Below are 16,572 nucleotides of genomic sequence, written 5' to 3'. Positions count from 1 at the left end.
GGCAGTCGCCCTTTCTCATGGCGAACTTCCGAGATGACCAAGCGCGCACGGGTACAGGGGGTTTGCTCCGCTGTGCACCGCAGTTATCAGCGGGTGAACATGAGCGCGCGCTTGACCTCGGTGATCGCCTTGGTCACCTGGATGCCGCGCGGACATGCCTGGGTGCAGTTGAAGGTGGTGCGACATCGCCACACGCCGTCGATATCGTTGAGGATTTCCAGGCGTTCGGCCGCACCGTGGTCGCGGCTGTCGAAGATGAACCGGTGAGCGTTGACGAAGGCGGCCGGCCCGTAATAGGTCTTCTCCGCCCAATAGACCGGACAGCTGCTGGTGCAGCAGGCACACAAGATGCATTTGGTGGTGTCGTCGAAACGCGCGCGATCCTGCGGCGACTGCAGCCGTTCGCGTTCGGGTTCGGGGCCGTAGGTGATCAGGTAAGGCTTGATCTCGCGGTAGAGGTTGAAGAAGGGTTCCATGTCGACTACCAGATCCTTCTCCACGGGCAGGCTGCGCAACGGCGCGATGGTGATCGTGGTGGTGGAGCCGTCGCTGTGCAGCAGATCCTTGAGCAGGATCTTGCACGCCAGCCGATTGATCCCGTTGACCTGCATGGCATCCGAGCCGCAGATGCCGTGGGCGCATGAACGGCGGAACGTCAGGGTGCCGTCGAGATAGCTCTTGATGTAGACGAGCAGGTTCAGTAGCCGGTCGGTCGGCAGCGCCGGCACCTGGAAACTCTCCCAGTACGAGCCGCGGTTGTCCTCCGGATTGAAGCGGGCGATCTTGACGATCACCATCACCGAGCCATCGGGCACCGGCGCCGGCTTGGAGTTCGGTCGAGTTCCTGCAGGGACGGATTCGGTGGCGCTGGACTGTTGGGTGGCTTCTGTCACGTGTCACACTCCAATCGGTATTTGCGGTGGACGAGATTGTCTAAAGCTGGTGTTCGCAGCGTGTGTGCCTCTCGTCGCGAAATGCCGGTCATGGTTTTGCCGTGACGAGTCGGTGCGCGGCGGCGACGATATGGCGCGCGGATATGCCGGCGGCGTCCAACTGTTCGGCAGGAGTACCGGAGCCGGGCAAATCGGTGACGGCCAGATGCGCGAACCGCACCGGGATACCGAGTTGAGCCAACGATGCCAGGACGGCGGCGCCGAGACCGCCTTGCGGGTAATGATCTTCGACCACGACGAGCCGCCCACCGGTATCACGCGCGGTCGAGGCGAGAGTGTCCGCATCGAGAGGTTTGACGCTGTAGAGGTCGATCACGCGAGCGCTGACACCCTCCCCGGCAAGGGCATCAGCTGCGTGGAGGCATTCGTGCACCGTGACGCCGGCACCGAGTAGCGCGATCACGTCGGCGTCGCTGGTACGCAGGGTCTTGGATCCGCCCACCGGGAAGGGTTCGTCGGCGTCGTAGAGCACCGGGTAGGCGCCGCGGGTGGTGCGCAGGTAGCACACACCGGGGGCGTCGGCCATGGCGGCGACGAGACTGGTGGTGGCGACGGCGTCGGCCGGGTAGAGCACGGTCGAGCCGTGCACCGCCTGGAGAGCGGCGAGGTCTTCCAAACCCATCTGCGACGGGCCGTCGGGGCCGATCTCGGTGCCGGCGTGCGAGCCGCACAGGTTGATGTGGGCACCGGAGATGCCGGCCATGCGAATGAAGTCGTAGGCCCGGGACAAGAACGCGGCGAACGTGGAGGCATAGGGCACATAGCCGCGGGCGGCCAAGCCCACGGCGGCGGCGATCAATTGTTGTTCGGCGATGAACATTTCGAAGAACTTCTCCGGGTGCGCGTGCGCGAACCGTTCGGCGCCGGTGGAATTGCCGACCTCGGCGTCCAAGGCGACGACCTCGGGTCGCGCACCGAGGGCGGCCAGCGCATCGCCGTAGGCGGTGCGCGTCGCGACCGAGGTGCCCCGCTCGTAGCGGGGCATCGTGATCGGCGGTACCTCGCGCGTGGGGATCGGGTTTACGGGGGCGGGTGGTGGTGGGGTGACGCGCAGTTCGCGTAACCCGCCCAGCGCGGTCACCGCGGAGGTGGCCAGCCTGGACGGAAGCGGTTTGCCGTGCCAGCCGTTGCGGTCTTCGATCTGCGGGACTCCCTTGCCTTTGACGGTCTTGGCGAGCACGACCGTCGGGGTGTCGGCGTAACGGGCGGTGTGGAGGGCCTGCTCGATCTGGGACAGGTCGTGGCCGTCGATGACGATCGCGCGGCACCCGAACGCTTCGACCCGACGCTGGTAGGTGTCGAGGTGCCATTGCAGTTCGGTGGGGCCGCGCTGGCCGAGCCGGTTGATGTCCACGATCGCGGTGAGATTGCTCAACCGGTAGAGCCCGGCTTTGTCCAGGGCTTCCCAGATCGATCCCTCGGTCATCTCGCTGTCGCCGCACAGCACCCACACGTGGTAGGGCAGCCGGTCCAGTCGCGCGCCGGCCAGCGCGATGCCCACACCGTAGGCCAGACCCTGCCCCAGCGAGCCCGTTGCCACGTCCACCCACGGCAGTACCGGGGTCGGATGGCCCTGCAGCCTGGACCCGAAACGGCGGAACCCCTCCACCAGCTCGGAATCGCTGACCACGCCCGCGGCTTTGAACATGGCATACAACAGCGGTGAGGCGTGGCCCTTGGAGAAGATCAGATGATCGTTGCCCGGATACTCGGGCCGGGCCCAGTCATAGCGCAGGTGGCGGGCCAGCAGCACGGCCATCAGATCCGCCGCCGACAGGCTGGAGCTGGGATGCCCGGAACCCGCGGCGGTACTCGCGCGGATCGAATCGACCCGCAGCTGCCGACTCAACTCCTGAAGCCACCGCAGTTGCTCGGCGTCGAACCCTGAGGCCGCCGTGGTGGTGTGATGGGGTGTCATTCGGCGGTGCAGCTCGACCGGGTAGTCGCCGTATGCCGCGGCGACTTCGTCGAGGTAAACCAGAGCAGGAAAGTCGATCACGGGCTGATGGTCGGCCAGAAACCGGGCGGTGTGTTCGACGACGGCTTGCTCGTCGCCGGGATCGAAGCCCAATTCGGCCAGCACGCCGGGGTCGACGACGAATTCGGATTCCACGCGGTCGCCGCCCTCATCGATGCGGACGCGGTATTCGTGACCTATCACGGGTTCGACACTCAGGTGGGCGGACATCAGTTCATGTCCCTCTCGGTGCGGCTCGACGCAGGTGTGGTCAGGTCGGTGAGCGGCACGTCGGGGTCGGCCAGGCGCGCGGGGTCGACGACGGTGCGGGTGCGGATGAGGGTTTGGATGGGTTCGGTGACGTCCCAGATGTTGACGTTCATGCCTGCGGCGACCCGGTCGTCGCGTAGCCAGAAGGCGATGAACCGGCGTTCTTGCAGGTCTCCGCGGACCACGACCTGGTAGTGCTGGTCGGGTTCGCAGTAGCCGGTGTATTCCATGCCCAGCTCGTACTGGTCGGTGTAGAAGTAGGGCAGCCGCTGGTAGCTGGCGTCGCGGCCCAGCATGGTTGCGGCGGCGGTGTCGGGTTGGTGTAAGGCGTTGGCCCAGTGCTCGACACGGATATGCCGGCTGTAGAACGGGTGGTAGGCGTTGGCGACGTCGCCGGCGGCGAAGATGTCGGGGTCGCTGCTGCGCAGGGCCGGGTCGACGACGATGCCGTTGTCGACGTCGAGTCCGGAGTCGCCGGCGAGTCCGGTGTTGGGGGTGGCGCCGATGCCGACGATCACGGCGTCGGCATCGATACGGCTGCCGTCGGCCAGCCGTAACCCGGTCGCGGCGCCGTCGCAAGTGGTGATTTCCGCCAACGTGGCGGCCAGGTGCAGGTTGGCGCCGTGGTCGCGGTGCAGGTCGGCGAAGACCGCGGCGATGTCGGGGCCGAGCACCGCCTGCAGTGGTAGTGGGGAGCGTTCGACGACGGTGACCTCGACCCCGGCGGCGCGGGCCGCCGCGGCGACCTCCAGGCCGATCCAGCCGCCGCCGACGAGCGCGATCCGGGACGCGGTGTGCAGCAGTTCGCGCAGCCGGTTGCTGTCGTCGAGGCTGCGCAGGTAGTACACGCCGTGCGCGTCGGCGCCGGGTAGTGGCAGCCGCCGCGGAGATGCCCCGGTGGTCAGCAGCAGTTTGTCGTAGGGCAACTGCTCGCCGTTGCCGAGGGTGAGGAGGTGGTTGCCGCGGTCGATGGCGGTGGCGGTGGTGTCCAGGCGTAGGTCGACCTCGTGGGTGGTGTACCACCGGGGCGGGTGCACGAAGACGGTGTCGCGGTCGACCTTGCCCTGCAGATAGTCCTTGGACAGGGGCGGGCGTTCGTAGGGGTACCACAGTTCGTCGCCGATCAGGGTGAGGGATCCGTCGAACCCGTTGTCGCGCAACGCTCGAGCGGCTTTGGCTCCGGCGAGTGAGGCGCCGACGATCACGAATGAGGGGGTGTTCATGGTGTCTCACCGTCCTGTCGTGGCGGTCATGGTGTGGGCGAGTTGGTTGCCGAGGTGGTCCCAGCTGGCGTCGAATTTGGCGACACCGTCGGTTTCGAGGGTGGTGACGACGTCGTCGTATCCGATGCCGAGCCCGGCCAGTTCGCCCAGGACGGCGCGGGCGTCGTCGTAACCGAGACGGACAGTGTCGGGGCGGATGTCGGCGTGGTCGGCGACGGCACGCAGGGTGGCTTCGGGCATGGTGTTGACCACGCCGGGGGCGACGAGGCCGGTGACGTAGCGCGTGTCGTCGTAGGCGGGGTCTTTCACGCCGGTCGAGGCCCACAGCGGACGCTGCGGACGCGCTCCCGCGCGCGCCAGGGCCTGCCACCGTGGGCTGTCGAGGATCTGCTCGTGGTGCTGGTAGGCCAGGCGTGCGTTGGCGATCGCGGCCCGTCCACGCAGACCGGTAGCGGCCTCGCTGCCGATCTTGTCCAGGCGCGCATCCACCTCGGTATCGACACGAGAGACGAAGAATGAAGCGACCGAGGCGATTCCGGCGAGATGGTGGCCATTGCCGCGGGCCTGTTCGAGGCCGTCGAGGAAGGCGTCGACGACCTCGGCGTAGCGGGTCAGAGAGAAGATCAGGGTGACGTTGATGCTGATCCCGGAGGCCAGGCAGGCGGTGATGGCGGGCAGGCCTTGTTTGGCGGCGGGGATCTTGATGAAGAGGTTGGGGCGGTCCACCAACCACCACAGGGCATGGGCTTCGGCGATGGTGCGGTCGGTGTCGTGGGCCAGGCGAGGGTCGACCTCGATCGACACCCGCCCGTCGATCCCATCGGTGGCGTCGTAGACCGGGCGTAGAACATCGCACGCGCAGCGCACGTCGTGGCTGGTCAGCTCCCGCAACGCGGTGTCGACATCCACCCGCCGCAGCGAGAGGTCGCGGATCTGGTCGGTGTAGAGGTCGCTGCCGGTGATGGCTTTGGCGAAGATGGTCGGGTTGGTGGTCACCCCGCGTACGTGCTGGTCGCGCACGAGGCGAGCCAGGCTGCCGTCGGTCAGTCGTTGCCGGCTCAGATCATCGAGCCAGATCGACACCCCGGCCTCGGTCAATGCGGTCAACGGATCGGACATGAGCGCACTCCCTTCCTTGATGGCTATCGGGCGCGGTGATGGCCGGATCATTCATCGGACCCGCCGCGACTGCTATGGGGTGTCGAGAGCGGCGTCGACGGTGATCGTTGCCCCGGCGAACAGCCGCGAGATCGGGCACAAGGCGGCAGCTTCATCGACGATGGTCTTGAAATCGGTGGCGGTGAGTCCGGGAACGCCCGCTCGGACATTCAGCGCGGAGGACACGATCGTCGGGGTCGCATCCAGGTGGTCGAGAGTGACGGTGGCGGTGATATCGAGTCGCTGTGGTGAGGCCTCATGGTTGTCCAGGCACAGCGCCAACGCCATCGCGAAACACGACGAGTGCGCGGCGGCGGCGAGTTCTTCCGGGCTGGTCTGCCCGCCCGGCTGGTGGGTGCGGCCGGCCCAGGTGACCGGCAGTGGGCTGAACGCGCCGCTGGTGGCGTGCACGAGCCCGGCGCCTTCGGCGAGCGGGCCCTCCCAGACGGTGGTGGCGGTGCGTTGTGTGGTGGTCATGGCTCTCCTCGAGTGGGGGATGTTTCGGTTGTCGTGCTGCGGCAGCTCCTCCGGTGTGGCGGTGTCGGTCCTGCAGATCGTGTATCCAGTGATGCGGGACAATCACGAATCGAACTGATGTCGGACGGGAGGCGAGGAGCGGTGATGGAGAAGTTCTCGGTGGATGCGATGGCGCGTGAACTGTTGCAGCGAGCCGGCGCGGCCTCGGCGGGCCGCGCCGCCGATACCGTGTACGGCGGGCACGAGCATCGGCTGCGCCAGACCGTGGTCGCGCTGACGGCCGGCACCGAACTGGGCGAGCACGATAATCCGGGCGAGTCGACGCTGCTGGTGCTGCGCGGGCGAGTCCGGCTGCGCAGCGCGGACACCTCGTGGGAAGGACGCCACGGTGACCTGCTGGTGGTGCCGCAGGCGCGCCACAGCCTCGAGGCGATCGAGGACAGTGCCGTGCTGCTGACGGTCGTGAAATAGCCGGGCGGCCAGGACCGTTCATCACAATCGAAGCCGGGCCCGGCGCCCGCGGTCGTCGCCGGCTGGTGCCGGCGCGGGTTACGACGCCGGGGCTGGTTTCGCTGGTCTCACCGGAATCGGTCATCGATGACCTCGCGGGGAAGCTGCTGGGGGGTCGGGTGGGTGATCAGCAAGCGGATACCGTCCGGGTCGACACCGTCGACGAAGGTGATTCCGTTTCGGGTGTGGGTGTAGGTGCTGTTGTAGTGGGCACGCAGCCGACTTTCGATCCGACGTAACTCCGCGTCGCTGTCGGCCGACCAGACGATCTGCTCGACGCCGATACCGCCGATCGGTAGCCCGCCGTGATGCCGGCTCACGCACAGATACAACTGGAAACCCGACGGAGTCAGAAGCAGTGCGGCATCCGGTTCACGCAGTGCTTGCGAGCACTCGAACACCTCGCGGTAGAACCGTATCGAACGCTCCAGGTCCGACACACGCATGACATACGAGGTCACATTTGTGGCCATATGAACCTACTTTCCACCTCTCCCGCCTCCGATATCTGCGGTAACAGCAGTTCACGCGGGCGGATCTGCAACGCAGGCGCCGGATTCGGCGGCCGTACGATCCTGGTCGCTCATGGCGACGTCGAGCAGTGCGGCATCCGGTGTGGTGGTGAGTGTGCTGTTCTGGGCACGTCACGGATGTGGCCGGCGGTCGATGCATTCTCATCGGTAGCTGCGCGAGAGGGCTTCGGATACTCGGCGCAGCGGCGGAATTCACCGTTGGCCATCGGGCTCTCTCCCGTTATCGGATTGCTGGGCTGGCCGAGGGCCGCTGTCACCGTGTTCTGCGGGAGCTGTGGCCACTGTGACGGGGTGGGAGGTGCGGCTCGCCGACCCCCAGCCGATGTGGGATTCGGCGCGCATGCGTTCGACCATGTGCGGGTAGTGCAGCTCGAAAGCCGGTCGCTCGGAACGGATCCGGGGTATTTCATAGAAGTTGTGTCGTGGTGGCGGGCTGGTGGTGGCCCATTCGAGGGAGTTGCCGTAACCCCAGGGATCGTCGGCGGTGGCCACTTGGCCGTAGCGGTAGCTTTTGAACACGTTCCACACGAAGGTGACCATGGAGAACCCGAGGATGAGCGATCCGATGGTGGAGACCGTGTTGAGGGTGGTGAATCCGTCGGCGGGCAGGTAGTCGGCGTAGCGGCGGGGCATGCCTTCGGCGCCGAGCCAGTGCTGCACCAGGAATGTGGTGTGGAAACCGAGGAACGTGGTCCAGAAGTGCAGGCGGCCGAGTCGTTCATCAAGGAAGCGGCCGGTGAATTTGGGGAACCAGAAATAGATTCCGCCGAAGGTCGCGAACACGATCGTGCCGAACAGGACGTAGTGGAAGTGCGCGACGATGAAGTAGGTGTCGGTGATGTGAAAGTCCAGGGGCGGGCTGGCCAGCAGCACCCCGGACAGGCCGCCGAACAGGAATGTGGTGACAAACCCGAGCGACCACAGCATCGGGGTTTCGAACGTCAACTGGCCCTTCCACATCGTGCCGATCCAGTTGAAGAATTTCACCCCGGTCGGCACCGCGATCAGAAACGACATCAGGGAGAAGAACGGCAGGAGCACGGCGCCGGTAGCGAACATGTGGTGCGCCCAGACCGCCGACGACAGCGCGGCGATCGCGATCGTCGCGAAAACCAGTGCGGTGTAGCCGAAGACGGGTTTGCGGCTGAACACCGGCAGGATCTCGGTGATGATCCCGAAGAACGGGATCGCCACGATATAGACCTCGGGGTGGCCGAAGAACCAGAACAGATGCTGATAGAGAATAGGGCCGCCGGTGGCGGGGTCGTAGATGTGCCCGCCGAGGTGCCGGTCCACCTCGAGGCCCATCAGAGCGGCGGTCAGGATCGGAAACGCCTCGAGCACCAGAATGCTGGTGATCAGGATGTTCCAGGTGAAGATCGGCATCCGGAACAAGGTCATCCCTGGCGCGCGCAGGCACACCACGGTGGTGATCATGTTCACCGCTCCCAGGATCGTGCCGACACCCGAGAGCGCGACGCCCATGACCCACAGGTCGGCGCCGACGCCGGGGGAATGCACGGCCAGGCTGAGCGGAACATACGCCGTCCACCCGAAGTCGGCGGCGCCACCGGGAGTGATGAATCCCGCGGTCGCCACTGTGGCGCCGAACAGATAGAGCCAGTAACTGAGCGCGTTCAATCGCGGGAATGCCACGTCGGGGGCGCCGATCTGCAATGGGAGCACGCAATTGGCGAACCCGAACACGATCGGGGTGGCATAGAACAGCAACATGAGCGTGCCGTGCATGGTGAACAGCTGGTTGTACTGCTCGTTGGACAGAAACTGCAGACCCGGACGCGCCAACTCAGCACGCATCAGCAACGCCATCAATCCGCCGATCAGGAAGAACGAGATCGCGGTGAAGATGTACATGACGCCGAGCAGTTTCGGATCGGTGGTGGTGACGATCTTCCAGATCGCCGCGCCCTTGGGGCCCATCCGCGCGGGGAACGGACGCTCGGCTTCGACGGAGGGCGTGATGTCGGCGGGCGCTGCGGACAATGGTGAATCCCCTCTCGGTTCATCTTCCTCGACGAGCACACATGGCGGTGGCGTACCCCGGGGCCGTGATCGATCGGAGCCGATGCATCGCCGCCAGCGCTGAGCGAGACGCCCGAGGCGATACCGATCGGATTCCCACCGACGGGCTGTGCCGAGATGTCCGGTGGGGTACGTCACCCGCCTCTTAGTTTATACAAGAAATCGATGTATAAATAGAGGTATGGCGTATGTGATCGGCGAACCGTGTGTGGACGTGATGGACCGCGCGTGTGTGGAGGAATGTCCTGTCGACTGCATCTACGAGGGCGCCCGGTCGTTGTATATCCATCCCGACGAGTGCGTGGACTGTGGAGCGTGCGTGCCGGTGTGCCCCGTAGACGCGATCTACTACCAGGACGATCTTCCCGCCGAGCTCGAGCCCTACCTCGACGACAACGCCGCCTTCTTCACCCAAACCCTGCCTGGCCGCGACCTGCCGCTGGGATTCCCTGGCGGCGCAACAAAACTCGGCCCCGTCGGAGTCGACACACCACTGGTCGCGGCACTGCCGACACGGAGTAACCAGCCATGACACGCAACGAAATCTCCTCCACCCCGACGCCCGGCTCGCGTGCCGCACCGGCAGGTGCCGATCGGGGTCGTCGCGGTGAGGTGCTCGCGGTATTGCGGGGCTCGCGTGATGCGTTGAGCATCGTCGATATCGCCACGCAGTTGCGGTTGCATCCGAATACGGTGCGGTTCCATCTCGAGGCGCTGGTCGAGTCCGGGCAGGCTGAGCGGGTCGAAACCCCGCGCACCGGGCCGGGGCGCCCACCGCAGATGTTTCGCGCCCATCGGGGGATGGACCCGGCCGGGCCGCGTAACTACCGGCTGCTCGCCGATATCCTTACCGCTCAACTGGCCACCGGCCCCGACCCGTCGGCCCGTGCCTCCGAGGCCGGCCGTCGCTGGGGCCGCGAGATTGCGCGGGACATGGACGCTGCGGCACCGACCGCGGATCAGGCGGTGGGTGAGCTCGTGCGGGTGCTCGACGAGGTCGGCTTCGACCCTGAACCTCACACCGACGAGGGCCGGCCGCAGATCCGGTTGCGGCACTGCCCGTTCCTGGACCTGGCCGAAACTCGTGCGAGCGTGGTGTGCCCGGTCCATCTGGGCCTGATGCAGGGCGTGCTCGAGGGCCGGGCCGCACCGGTCGCCGTGCAACGACTCGAGCCATTCGTCACTCCCGATCTGTGCTTGGCCCATCTCACCACCGACACCACCGGGGCCACACCCGCACGGCCACCGGCCGGGTCCGCGGCATGAGCACCGCCGGGGCGGTCATCACCGCGGTCGGTTTCTGCTGGCTCGGCATGGTGGCGGCGATCTCGTTCCTGGAGGCGCCGCTGAAATTCCGTGCGCCCGGCGTCACCGTGCCGATTGGGCTCGGAATCGGACGGCTGGTGTTCCGCGCCCTCAACAGCATCGAAATGGTTTTCGCGGCAACGATTCTCATCGCCATCGTCATCGACCCACCCAGCACGGGCACCATGACCGCGCTGGTGGTCGCCCTCGCGGCGCTGCTCGTGCAGCTCACGGTGATCCGGCCGCGGCTGACCCGCCGCAGCGATGCCGTGCTCGCCGGCCACAACGCGCCCCGCTCGCGCGGCCACTACGAGTACGTGGTGTTGGAAATCGTGAAAATCGCCGCACTCCTCGTCGGCGCCATCCTGCTACTGGCCCACAACGTGTCATGACGACTGCGGACGGGGGTGTCCCGCGCGGGAACGACACACCAGCCGTCCCAGGGCCGTCGACCCGCGTCACGGTGCACCGTCACACACCCCGCAAGCAATGACCGGCAGAGTAATCCAGCGATCCAGCAGAGGAGGCACCGCAGATGCCCGACACCGTTTATCCCGCAGCGACCCACGACATCGGCACCCGGCGCCGCGAATTGGTGCCCGGCATCCCTCGGGCGTTCGACGAATTCAGCCGGGAGGTGTTCGCCGACGGCGCGTTGCCGCAAAAGACCAAGCAGCTCATCGCCGTCGCGGTCGCGCGCGTCACCCAATGCCCATACTGCATCACCGGCCACACGACACTCGCGCACCGTACCGGTGCCAGCGACGCCGAGGTCATGGAAGCGATCTGGGTAGCCGCGGAGATGCGCGCCGGTGGCGCGTTCGCGCACTCCACCATCGCTCTGCACACCCTGGCCGGGCACGACCGTGACAACGCCGGCTGAATCACGGCCCGAACGGCCGCGGCGATCCCGGAATCGGCACACCGACGCGGCGAACGAGCAGGCCACGCACGGCCGCGACCGCGGCCGCCGGGCGGACGGTCCGTTGATCGTCGTCGGTATCGACGCCTCCGAGGCGTCTCCGCATGCGCTCGCTTATGCCGCCGGCGCCGCGCGCCGCATGCATGCCAGCCTGGTGGTTGCCTACATCCGCACGCTGGCCACGAACGCCTACCTGACCAGCCTGGCGCCGATGGGCACCGAACTCACCTGCGAACTCGCCACCGAGCAGATCATCGCCGCCCGCGAGCTGGCCACCGAGGTCCTCGGCGACCTGCCACTGCCTTGGTCGTTCACCGTCCGCTGCGGCGACCCCGCGGTCGAACTGGCGAGGCTGGCCGACGACAACAACGCCGACATCCTCGTTGTCGGCCGGTCGAGCAGCCGGTTGCACCGCCTGACCGGTTCCACCGCCGCTCGGCTGCTGCGCCGGGCGCGCTGCCCGGTGACCGTGGTGCCCTGACAGCGGGTCCGGCGCGGCATGGCCGGTGCGGCGTCAGCCGACCGGGTCCAGTACCAGCACTTGGCGGCGTTGGTGCACCGTCAGATACCGCAGCCCGTGCGGGCCGGCGGTGAATGCACGCCTTGACCTGCGCGGCAGCCACACCAGCGCACCCGCCGCCAAGTCGAGCTCACCGAGTTCGGTGCTCAGGGTGCCCGCGCCGTCGAGCACGTGGATCAGCACATCCAGATCCGGGCCGTTGTGCGCCTCGATGCGCCCGTGCGGAGCAATGCGAATGATATTGGCGTCCAGATCGCGGCGGCGCACCGGCAACGTCCACACCGCCCCCGTCGTGTCGGGGTGGCCTGGCTCGAGCGCGCTGGTATCGATCAGCACTCGCGGCAGAGATGTCGAGGCCAGCTTCGCGATCCGCACCCGCCACGCACGCGGCCCGTCCTCGACGACATCCCAGCCGTACCCCCCGGGATGTTCGACCTCGAACTCGTCACGCAGATGCCGCGGATAGTGATTGTTCACCAGCACGAACGACTCCCCGGCAGCCAGGGCGTCGAACCGCGCGAAGATCGCCGGATGCTTGTCGGGCTTGCGCAACTCCCGCACATCCAATTCCGCCGGTTCCGTCTGCGTCAGGTCCGTGTCGGGCATGTGACCCACCTCCTAGTTTTTATAATTACCTATTGTATAAACTAGCCCTGCGAGGCTCGCCAGCCAAGCCACTCCCGATATGACACCCGTCATTCACGACCCACCCGGCCGGACCGAGCGGCGACTCGCACAACCGTCCGTACTGGAGAATTCGAGGAGAACGCGATGACCATCGCAATCCTGCCCCCACCCCCCATTCACCACCCGGTCGAGACTGCGACGCGTGCGGTCAGTCTGATCCGGCGGGTGCAGGAGGCGGTGTGCGCACTGCCCGCCCCCACACTCCCGCAGGACACGCTCCGGGCAACGACGGTCGACGACCTCGCCTACACCCTTGTCATCGACGCGCGCAACCTCGCCGTCGTCGCCCGCAAAGACCGCCACATCCAGCCGATCGCCGCGACGATCACCGAACACCTGCTCGGCGTCACCGCCACTGTCGTCGGGAGCGCGATCACCGTCACCGTCGGCTGACCTATCCCGCCACCGCCCGCCGGGGCGGGCCACAGCCATTCCGGTCCCCGACGGATTCGAACCGGTCGAGGTCCACAAGGTGTCTAACCGGGATCCGATTCGAACCGCTCGTCCGATTCTTGCGTGCCAGCCCCGCGGTTTCAGTTGCAGCGACCCGAACCTTGTTCCACGCCATGCACATTGGGCCCGCACAGTGCGGGCATCGACGAAATCCGCCGAGAGCCGAGCCATGACGGCGAACCGCCCTCTCCACGGCGCGGACGCGGCTTCTTGCCCCTGGTCAAAGCCGGAACAGGAACACACTGATGAGTGACAACATGGCCAAGGTGATCCAACTGCGCGACATCGGCTTTCAGGCGCGCAGACGCTCGGCGCCGCGGCACTGGCCGAGCCAGTCGGCGTTGGCATCGGTGACCTCCCTGACCCGGCAAGTGGCTCCGGTGTCCCCGCGCCGGCCCCGAGGCCTGGCCGATCAGGTTCGCACTACGATCGCTAACGGTATCCGCGGTTCGGCCTATTTCGCTCATCGCCGCCTGACCGGCGCCCCGGCCTGGCTGCAGCACGCGGGCATCCTTCAGCCTGGCCATCCCTGCATTCTTCTGGCTGGAGCGACCAGAGTCCGTCGTTCCTTCTTCTGCCGGTACTCACCAGTACGCACCATTGAGCAGTGGAGCAGACATGCCGAGTCGGTTGCGGCCCGAGCGTGCAGCGGTACAGCTACCGTGCACGACCGCTCGCGAGACACGTTGGGCCATTGACGGCTCCCGCGGGTCAGATACCGGCGAATCTGGAGCAGGGGGCAGAGTAACCTGAACCCGTCGTCGGAGTCCGGCGCCGTGGCGGCAGTGTTCGTCCACACCGCCATCGCCAATATCGTGGAATGACCCGAGGCGCGCAGCCGGCCTCGCTCCCCGAACCTGGCGGCAATCTGCTGAACCTGGAACGTCAAGAAGGTCCTCAACCCCCACGCTGTCAAAGGGCGCAGCTCTCACCATAGGGAGCCCCACGACATCTGCCGACCGATAGCCGTAGTATTTCGTGGTCTTCGTTGTAGCCTCCGTGGTCGCCTTCTACTTCGGAGAAGTCGACCAGATCCACCGAGCGGTGTCAGCCGATCCGCATGGTCTGAAAGGGGATTGCCTACTCCGACATGCCATTTGCGCGTCCGTTGAAGTGGCAATTTGCGTTGCCACAGCCACGGGGAGCCCAAAGGGGTGGCGAGGATCTGGCTTCACCACCCGATCCCGATAACCGGTAGCCCGGAACCCGGTGGCCATGAGAAGTCCGGGGAGGAGTGCAGATCAGTTAGTCGGCTGCGCGCTGTGACCCACTGGTGGTTGGCACAGCCTGCGCGCCGACCAGACGAGTACTCGCGGCAGGAATGGGAATTGCCTTTTCCGAGGACGGCGATGTCGTCCTCGCAGCCGCGCCGGCATGTACCGGCACAGTGTCCGCGCGGAACGTGGTACATCGAAATTCGGCACCCCGATCCGACTAAGGGCTTCGCCCCGGCGGGCCGCCGACGAGCCGATGGCCATGTCCGACCTCGCCGGCAACATCCGCGAAACCGTTCAAAAGACGCTGTACAAACTGCTCGCCAAACGTTCGCACCCTTTCACCGGCCCCGACAACTAACCGCAGTTCGAGGCTTTTTGTTCAGTGCTGTGCCTGCGGGCCGATAGTGGCCGAGTCGCCGGTCACTGCGTCGACGAGTGGGGTTAGCCGACGAAGTTCTTCCAGATGGGTAGCGCTGAGCTGGGCGAGGGCACGTTGTCCGCTTTCGGTCAGGGTGAGGCGCACGACGCGTCGATCCGTGCCGTCTTCCCGGTTGCGGGTGACGAGCCCGAGTTGCTCGGTGCGATCGATCAGCTGCACCACGCTGTGGTGCCGGGTGCACAGGTATTCCGCGAGCTCGCCGATGCTGGGGCCATCCGGGCTGCGATGGCCTCGGATCGCCAGGAGCAGTTGGTGCTGCGCGGCGGTGAGTCCCACCTCGGCCGCTCGGTGTTCACTCCAGCGCAGGAACCGGCGCAGTCCGACGCGGAACATCAACAGCCTCGAGTACTCCTGGTCGGTGAGATCGGGCGACGACGTCGACTCATATGTCATGACATGATATTATCATGTCATGACATAAGGCCAGGCGGTGTTCCGGACCGGTTCCGTCTCTCGTCGTTGTCGATCTCGGCCGCTGGTCTTCATCGTGCAGCCGAAAGGTGGTGGAAGACATGGCTACTGAGGCCATGAACATGAGCCTGCACCCCGACATCGTGGAGTTGCGGGCCAAGTATGAGAAGTATGAACTCGCCGCGATGGAACCGGTCGCACAAGCTGTCATCGGCTTGACCTTCCTGACCGGGCTCTACATCGCGATCTCGGCGTGGGTCGTCGGTTTCCACGGTTATCCGACCTTGACCGCGAACAACCTGATCGTCGGGACCGCCCTGGCGGTGCTGGCGTTGGGGTTCGCCTCGATGTACGGCCGCGTGCACGGCATCGCCTGGGTCGCTCCGCTCATCGGCGTGTGGATGATCATCAGCCCCTGGGTGGTCAGCGGCAACGTCGCCCATCCCGCGACGATCTGGAGCAATGTGGTCGCCGGCGCGGTCGCAGTGCTGCTCGGGCTGGGCTCGATGGCGCTGGGCATGCGCCGGACTCGATGAGCACGGACCGCCAATGATGGGGTGCGAGCCGAGACCACTGGGATTTCGGCTCGCGCTGGTAGCCGTAAGCCGGGCGCTGACCAGATATCGCTGAATCGATGTCGTTGTGGCCCGCCGGTCGGGCTGCTTGTTTCTCGGACGACGAAGTCTGAAAGAAATGATGACAACGATGTCGGTCCACCCCTGGACCACGACCGGCGCCGCTGCACGCCCACACCGGGGCGGGCTGATCCGCTGCTGTTGGTGCGCGAGTCCACAATGTTCCCGCGCCGCTGGGAACCCCAGGTTCCCGTCGTCTGCGCTAAGGCCACCGTCGACCGCTCGGGCATAGCTCTTACGCCGCGAATTCGCCTGTGTCCTAGCAAGTCGCACGCCGATGATACGGCTACACGTGTGTCGTCACGCGATGGGATTCCCTGTGCTGGTGGGGACTTCGGGCGCAGTTACTGCCAGAGGCCGTCGTCGACCACTTCACCGGCGGCCGCGGCGAACGATTCCATGGCGCCGACGAAGTGTTCACGGTGTGTGGGAGGCATCGTGGTGAGGATGTGGGTGATCGCGTCGTGTCGGCGTCGCATGACCGACTGTAAGAGTTGGCGGCCGTGCTCGGTGATGGCCAGTTGCACTTGGCGGCGGTCGGTGGGGGATTCCTGACGTCTGAGAAGTTCGCGGGTAACGAGGGGGTCGCAGGCGCGGGTGGCGTTGGAGGGATGGATGCCGACGGCGTCGGCCAGTGCGTTCACATTGATGGGGCCCTGTGTGGCGACGATGACCAAGACCCGCAGTTGCTGCATCGAGAGGAGGTTTTCGACCTCCTCGAGGGACCGAACGGCGATGCCGACCAGCGCCTGCGCGGCGCGCATGACCGCGTGGACCTGAGTGTCGAGTTCTGCACCGGGTTGGCCTGGTTTGCGGGGCGTCACGAGAGAGACGTTCCCACTTTTGCTTGCGCTTACGC

19 protein-coding genes are annotated in these 16,572 nt (G+C 66.2%); 9 read left to right on the top strand and 10 right to left on the bottom strand.

Features of this window, described 5'->3' with window-relative positions; genetic code table 11:
* Nucleotides 1–86: 86 nt before the first annotated feature.
* The 5 genes from NE2_RS31510 to NE2_RS31490 form a co-directional block, all read right to left on the bottom strand.
* The gene (locus NE2_RS31510; RefSeq protein ID WP_084494462.1) at nucleotides 87–797 is read right to left on the bottom strand and encodes a succinate dehydrogenase iron-sulfur subunit; all 711 of its coding nucleotides are present in this window, start codon (nucleotides 795–797) and stop codon (nucleotides 87–89) included.
* Nucleotides 798–981: 184 nt separating this feature from the next.
* Nucleotides 982–3,141, bottom strand: coding sequence for a transketolase (locus NE2_RS31505; RefSeq protein ID WP_233429941.1), 2,160 nt, complete (start codon nucleotides 3,139–3,141; stop codon nucleotides 982–984).
* Nucleotides 3,141–4,403, bottom strand: a complete 1,263-nt coding sequence (locus tag NE2_RS31500) for an NAD(P)/FAD-dependent oxidoreductase (protein ID WP_063032026.1) — start codon at nucleotides 4,401–4,403, stop codon at nucleotides 3,141–3,143. The genes NE2_RS31505 and NE2_RS31500 overlap by 1 nt, the downstream gene beginning before the upstream one ends.
* A 6-nt stretch (nucleotides 4,404–4,409) precedes the next feature.
* Complete coding sequence (tal, locus tag NE2_RS31495) at nucleotides 4,410–5,522, bottom strand: transaldolase (protein WP_063032024.1); 1,113 nt, start codon at nucleotides 5,520–5,522, stop codon at nucleotides 4,410–4,412.
* 72 nt (nucleotides 5,523–5,594) lie between these two features.
* Complete coding sequence (locus tag NE2_RS31490) at nucleotides 5,595–6,038, bottom strand: OsmC family peroxiredoxin (RefSeq protein WP_063032022.1); 444 nt, start codon at nucleotides 6,036–6,038, stop codon at nucleotides 5,595–5,597.
* A 144-nt stretch (nucleotides 6,039–6,182) separates the two neighbouring features.
* On the opposite strand from NE2_RS31490, the gene NE2_RS31485 reads away from it, so the two are divergent.
* On the top strand, nucleotides 6,183–6,509 hold the full coding sequence (locus NE2_RS31485) for a cupin domain-containing protein (RefSeq protein ID WP_063032020.1): 327 nt from the start codon (nucleotides 6,183–6,185) through the stop codon (nucleotides 6,507–6,509).
* Nucleotides 6,510–6,616: 107 nt separating this feature from the next.
* On the opposite strand, the gene NE2_RS31480 is transcribed toward NE2_RS31485, so the two are convergent.
* The gene (locus tag NE2_RS31480; protein ID WP_063032018.1) at nucleotides 6,617–7,021 is read right to left on the bottom strand and encodes a VOC family protein; all 405 of its coding nucleotides are present in this window, start codon (nucleotides 7,019–7,021) and stop codon (nucleotides 6,617–6,619) included.
* Between the two features lie 252 nt (nucleotides 7,022–7,273).
* On the bottom strand, nucleotides 7,274–9,022 hold the full coding sequence (gene ctaD, locus NE2_RS31475) for an aa3-type cytochrome oxidase subunit I (RefSeq protein ID WP_084494460.1): 1,749 nt from the start codon (nucleotides 9,020–9,022) through the stop codon (nucleotides 7,274–7,276).
* Between the two features lie 283 nt (nucleotides 9,023–9,305).
* Between ctaD and fdxA the strand changes: the two genes are divergently transcribed.
* The 5 genes from fdxA (at nucleotide 9,306) to NE2_RS31450 (ending at nucleotide 11,832) form a co-directional block, all read left to right on the top strand.
* Nucleotides 9,306–9,656, top strand: a complete 351-nt coding sequence (gene fdxA / locus NE2_RS31470; protein ID WP_063032016.1) for a ferredoxin — start codon at nucleotides 9,306–9,308, stop codon at nucleotides 9,654–9,656.
* On the top strand, nucleotides 9,653–10,390 hold the full coding sequence (locus tag NE2_RS31465; protein WP_063032014.1) for a helix-turn-helix transcriptional regulator: 738 nt from the start codon (nucleotides 9,653–9,655) through the stop codon (nucleotides 10,388–10,390). Before fdxA ends, NE2_RS31465 begins: the two co-directional genes overlap by 4 nt.
* Nucleotides 10,387–10,821 (top strand): hypothetical protein, encoded by a 435-nt coding sequence (locus NE2_RS31460; protein ID WP_063032012.1) that lies wholly within the window; start codon nucleotides 10,387–10,389, stop codon nucleotides 10,819–10,821. Before NE2_RS31465 ends, NE2_RS31460 begins: the two co-directional genes overlap by 4 nt.
* 143 nt (nucleotides 10,822–10,964) lie before the next feature.
* Nucleotides 10,965–11,312 (top strand): carboxymuconolactone decarboxylase family protein, encoded by a 348-nt coding sequence (locus NE2_RS31455; protein ID WP_063032010.1) that lies wholly within the window; start codon nucleotides 10,965–10,967, stop codon nucleotides 11,310–11,312.
* The gene (locus NE2_RS31450; RefSeq protein WP_063032008.1) at nucleotides 11,296–11,832 is read left to right on the top strand and encodes a universal stress protein; all 537 of its coding nucleotides are present in this window, start codon (nucleotides 11,296–11,298) and stop codon (nucleotides 11,830–11,832) included. Before NE2_RS31455 ends, NE2_RS31450 begins: the two co-directional genes overlap by 17 nt.
* 33 nt (nucleotides 11,833–11,865) lie before the next feature.
* Here the strand turns inward: NE2_RS31450 and NE2_RS31445 are convergent, their stop codons facing one another.
* Nucleotides 11,866–12,477, bottom strand: coding sequence for a DUF2249 domain-containing protein (locus NE2_RS31445; protein WP_063032006.1), 612 nt, complete (start codon nucleotides 12,475–12,477; stop codon nucleotides 11,866–11,868).
* A 165-nt stretch (nucleotides 12,478–12,642) separates the two neighbouring features.
* Between NE2_RS31445 and NE2_RS31440 the strand changes: the two genes are divergently transcribed.
* Nucleotides 12,643–12,951 (top strand): hypothetical protein, encoded by a 309-nt coding sequence (locus NE2_RS31440; protein WP_063032004.1) that lies wholly within the window; start codon nucleotides 12,643–12,645, stop codon nucleotides 12,949–12,951.
* A gap of 305 nt (nucleotides 12,952–13,256) precedes the next feature.
* Nucleotides 13,257–13,709 (top strand): hypothetical protein, encoded by a 453-nt coding sequence (locus tag NE2_RS36095; protein ID WP_146165394.1) that lies wholly within the window; start codon nucleotides 13,257–13,259, stop codon nucleotides 13,707–13,709.
* Nucleotides 13,710–14,607: 898 nt separating this feature from the next.
* Here the strand turns inward: NE2_RS36095 and NE2_RS31435 are convergent.
* Nucleotides 14,608–15,060 carry a MarR family winged helix-turn-helix transcriptional regulator gene (locus NE2_RS31435; protein ID WP_063032002.1) on the bottom strand — a complete coding sequence of 151 codons (453 nt, stop codon included), beginning with the start codon at nucleotides 15,058–15,060 and terminating at the stop codon, nucleotides 14,608–14,610.
* A 119-nt stretch (nucleotides 15,061–15,179) separates the two neighbouring features.
* Here NE2_RS31435 and NE2_RS31430 point away from each other — a divergent pair, with 119 nt between their 5' ends.
* Complete coding sequence (locus tag NE2_RS31430; protein WP_063032034.1) at nucleotides 15,180–15,614, top strand: SPW repeat protein; 435 nt, start codon at nucleotides 15,180–15,182, stop codon at nucleotides 15,612–15,614.
* 443 nt (nucleotides 15,615–16,057) lie between these two features.
* Here NE2_RS31430 and NE2_RS31425 read toward each other — a convergent pair whose 3' ends face one another.
* Nucleotides 16,058–16,537: a MarR family winged helix-turn-helix transcriptional regulator gene (locus NE2_RS31425; RefSeq protein ID WP_063909536.1), complete on the bottom strand. Its 480-nt coding sequence runs from the start codon at nucleotides 16,535–16,537 to the stop codon at nucleotides 16,058–16,060.
* Nucleotides 16,538–16,572 lie beyond the last annotated feature (35 nt).

The sequence above is a fragment of the Nocardia elegans NBRC 108235 genome (genome assembly GCF_001612845.1).
In the GTDB taxonomy this organism is placed as follows: domain Bacteria; phylum Actinomycetota; class Actinomycetes; order Mycobacteriales; family Mycobacteriaceae; genus Nocardia; species Nocardia nova.
This window is presented reverse-complemented; position numbering and strand designations above follow the sequence as displayed.

Coding starts and splice junctions, on each gene's coding strand:
- NE2_RS31510 (WP_084494462.1), bottom strand. CDS start 797: ATGGTGATCGTCAAGATCGCCCGCTTCAATCCGGAGGACAACCGCGGC.
- NE2_RS31505 (WP_233429941.1), bottom strand. CDS start 3,141: ATGTCCGCCCACCTGAGTGTCGAACCCGTGATAGGTCACGAATACCGC.
- NE2_RS31500 (WP_063032026.1), bottom strand. CDS start 4,403: ATGAACACCCCCTCATTCGTGATCGTCGGCGCCTCACTCGCCGGAGCC.
- tal (WP_063032024.1), bottom strand. CDS start 5,522: ATGTCCGATCCGTTGACCGCATTGACCGAGGCCGGGGTGTCGATCTGG.
- NE2_RS31490 (WP_063032022.1), bottom strand. CDS start 6,038: ATGACCACCACACAACGCACCGCCACCACCGTCTGGGAGGGCCCGCTC.
- NE2_RS31485 (WP_063032020.1), top strand. CDS start 6,183: ATGGAGAAGTTCTCGGTGGATGCGATGGCGCGTGAACTGTTGCAGCGA.
- NE2_RS31480 (WP_063032018.1), bottom strand. CDS start 7,021: ATGGCCACAAATGTGACCTCGTATGTCATGCGTGTGTCGGACCTGGAG.
- ctaD (WP_084494460.1), bottom strand. CDS start 9,022: ATGGGCCCCAAGGGCGCGGCGATCTGGAAGATCGTCACCACCACCGAT.
- fdxA (WP_063032016.1), top strand. CDS start 9,306: ATGGCGTATGTGATCGGCGAACCGTGTGTGGACGTGATGGACCGCGCG.
- NE2_RS31465 (WP_063032014.1), top strand. CDS start 9,653: ATGACACGCAACGAAATCTCCTCCACCCCGACGCCCGGCTCGCGTGCC.
- NE2_RS31460 (WP_063032012.1), top strand. CDS start 10,387: ATGAGCACCGCCGGGGCGGTCATCACCGCGGTCGGTTTCTGCTGGCTC.
- NE2_RS31455 (WP_063032010.1), top strand. CDS start 10,965: ATGCCCGACACCGTTTATCCCGCAGCGACCCACGACATCGGCACCCGG.
- NE2_RS31445 (WP_063032006.1), bottom strand. CDS start 12,477: ATGCCCGACACGGACCTGACGCAGACGGAACCGGCGGAATTGGATGTG.
- NE2_RS31440 (WP_063032004.1), top strand. CDS start 12,643: ATGACCATCGCAATCCTGCCCCCACCCCCCATTCACCACCCGGTCGAG.
- NE2_RS36095 (WP_146165394.1), top strand. CDS start 13,257: ATGAGTGACAACATGGCCAAGGTGATCCAACTGCGCGACATCGGCTTT.
- NE2_RS31435 (WP_063032002.1), bottom strand. CDS start 15,060: ATGACATATGAGTCGACGTCGTCGCCCGATCTCACCGACCAGGAGTAC.
- NE2_RS31430 (WP_063032034.1), top strand. CDS start 15,180: ATGGCTACTGAGGCCATGAACATGAGCCTGCACCCCGACATCGTGGAG.